The 3082-nt window shown below is 71.2% G+C and carries 1 protein-coding gene; it reads left to right on the top strand.

From position 1 onward, the window contains the following. On the top strand, nt 1–2885 hold a 2885-nt coding region (locus AB0M20_RS34835; protein ID WP_364304662.1), incomplete at its 5' end, for a GH92 family glycosyl hydrolase. Nucleotides 2886–3082: the final 197 nt, after the last annotated feature.

Below are 3082 nucleotides of genomic sequence, written 5' to 3'. Positions count from 1 at the left end.
CCCCCGACACCCCGACCGGCTCGCCGTCCGGATATCGCGACCGCGACCGCACCATCGAGTCGTTCAGCCTCACCCACTTCAACGGCGCGGGCTGCCCCAACAACGAGGACCTGCCGATCCTGCCGATCACCGGGAACCTCGGCTCGTCGCCCGGCTCGAGCTGGACCTCCTACGCGTCGGCGTACACCAAGACCAACGAGACCGCCGCGCCCGGCTACTACAAGAACCGGCTCGACCGCTACGGCACCGACGTCGAGCTGAGCGCCACCAAACGGACCGGCGCGATGCGGCTGACCTTCCCGGCCACCACCGCCGCGCGCGTGCTGATCAACGCGAGCCGCTCGGCCACCGGCGACCGGCAGGGCAACGTCTCGATCAGCGGCAACCGGGTGTGGGGCGAGCACACCGCCGGCGGGTTCTGCGGCGGGCAGACGTTCAGCATGTATTACTCGATCCTGTTCGACCGCGCCCCGACCGCGGTCGGCACCTTCAACGGCGGCTCGGTCAGCGCCGGCTCGACCAGCACCAGCGGCACCCAGGCCGGCGCGTACGTCACCTTCGACACCACGGCCAACCAGGTGGTCAACGCGACCGTCGGCATCTCGTTCGTCAGCGTCGCCAACGCGCAGAACAACGCCACCGCCGAGGCCGGCACGTTCGCGACCGTCCGGAGCAACGCCGACGCCGCCTGGAACGCCGCGCTCAACCGCATCCAGGTCACCGGCGGGTCGACCAGCGATCTGCAGAAGTTCTACACCGCGCTCTACCACGTGCTGCAGAACCCCAACCTTGCCAGCGACACCAACGGCGAGTACCGCGGCTTCGACCGGGCCGTGCACACCGCGAGCCATCCCGTCTACCAGAACTACTCGGGCTGGGACATCTATCGGTCCTGGGCGTCGCTGGTGGCGTTCATCGCGCCGGAGGTGATGACCGACATCGTCAAGTCGATGGTGCTGGACGGCCAGCAGGGTGGCGTGCTGCCGAAGTGGTCGCACCAGAACGTCGAGGACTTCGTGATGCCCGGCGATCCCGGACCGATCGTGGTGGCCTCGGCCCACGCCTTCGGCGTGCGCAACTTCGACACCGCGGCCGCCCTGACGCTGATGAAGAAGAGCGCCTCCGGCGCGGCGATGCAGGGGTACGTGCTGCGCGGCAACCACCAGACCTACAACACCAACGGGTACATCCCCGGCAACCCCTCCGAGACCCTGGAGTACGCGTCCAGCGACTTCGCCATCGCCCAGTTCGCCAGGGCGCTCGGCGACACCGCCGGCGCCAACGAGGCCGCGGTCCGGTCGCAGCGGTGGCGCAACCTCTACGACGGCGAATCGCAGTATCTCGGCGCCCGCAACAGCGGTTTCCCGTGGCCGCTGAACCCGGCGCAGGAGAACCCGTACGTCGAGGGCAACGCCGCCCAGTACGTGTGGATGGTCCCGCACAACCTGGGCGGGCTGATCACGCTGATGGGCGGCCCGGCGACCGCCGTGCAGCGCCTCGACCATCACTTCACCGAGCTCAACGGCGGGCTGGTCCGGCCGTACTACTACATCGGCAACGAGCCCGAGCACAACGTGCCGTGGACGTACAACTTCGCCCGCAAGCCGGCCGGCACGAGCGACGCCGTGCGCCGGGTGATGACCGAGTCGTTCACCACCGGCGCCGGCGGCCTGCCCGGCAACGACGACCTGGGCGCCACCTCCGCGTGGTACGTGTGGTCCGCGCTCGGCCTCTACCCGGTCACCCCCGGCGCCGACACGCTCGCCCTGCACGGCGCGCAGTTCCCCACCGCGGTGATCAAGCGAGCCGCCGGCGACGTCACGATCAGCGGTGGCAGCGCCGCCAACCGGTACGTGCAGTCGGTCGCCCTCAACGGCTCGGGCGTCACGAAGAGCTTCGTCCGCTACGGCGACCTGGCCGGCGGCGGCACGCTGGCGTTCAGCATGGGCGGGTCGCCGAGCAGCTGGGGAACGGGTGCGCAGGACGTACCCCCCAGCTTCGCCGACGGGCGCACCCAGCCGCCCGCGGAACCGGACCTCGGACCGAACCTCGCCCTCGGCAGGGCCTTCACCGGATCGGCACCCTGCGCCACGGCGGAGGCCGCCGGCAAGGCGGGCGACGGCGCGATCCGCGGCAACAGCAAGTTCTGCTCGACCACCGCGCCGCGCACCCTGCAGACCGACCTCGGCTCGGCGCAGACCGTGTCGGCGGTGGTGCTCAAGCACGCCGGGCTGGGCGGCGAGTCGACCGGCTGGAACACCGGCGGATACACGATCTCGACCAGCACCGACGCCTCGACCTGGTCGGCGGCGGTCACGGTGACCGGCGCCCGCAGCAGCCGGACGTTCGCGCGGTTCCAGCCGCGGCAGGCCCGCTACGTGCGGATGGACATCACGACACCGGCCAACGACGGCAACGCCGCGGCCCGGATCTACGAGCTCGAGGTGTACGGCAACGGCGGCGCGCCGGTCGACGTGGCCGCACGCCGGCCGGTGACCGCCGACTCGTCCTGCGCCGCCGGCGAGGGCGCCGACAGGGCGGTCAACGGCAGCTGGCTCGGCGGATGGTTCGACAAGTGGTGCTCCAGCGGCGGTTCGAAGTGGCTGCAGATCGACTTGCAGACCAGGCAGCGGGTCGGCTCGGTGGTCATCCGGCACGCCGGCGCGGGCGGTGAGTACCCGGAGTGGAACACCCGGGACTTCGACCTGCTGACCTCCGACGACGGGTCCGGGTGGACCGTTCGGGCGCAGATCCGTGGCAACACGGCCGATTCGACGACGACGTCGATCGGCGTGGACGCGCGCTACGTACGCCTCAACGTGGTCACTCCCACGAGCAACGGCGACACCGCCGCCCGCGTCTACGAAGTGGAGGTGCGCAACTGACGCGACCGGTGGAATCCCAGGGTGGGCGAGGGGTCCCGCCTCGCCCACCCTCGGACCGTGTCAGACCGTTGCGATCGTGTACGCCACCTCGTCGACCAGCTCGCGCGCGAGGAACCCGGTGCGGCCGAACCGCGGCGCCAGGCGCTGGCCGCTGACCGCGTGGGCGAAGGCCGCCCAGCACGCCGCCTGCGCCGGGC

Source organism: Actinoplanes sp. NPDC051633, from assembly GCF_040681735.1.
GTDB lineage: Bacteria > Actinomycetota > Actinomycetes > Mycobacteriales > Micromonosporaceae > Actinoplanes.
The sequence above is the reverse complement of the archived record's forward strand: the minus strand, read 5'-3'. Positions and strand labels throughout refer to the sequence as shown.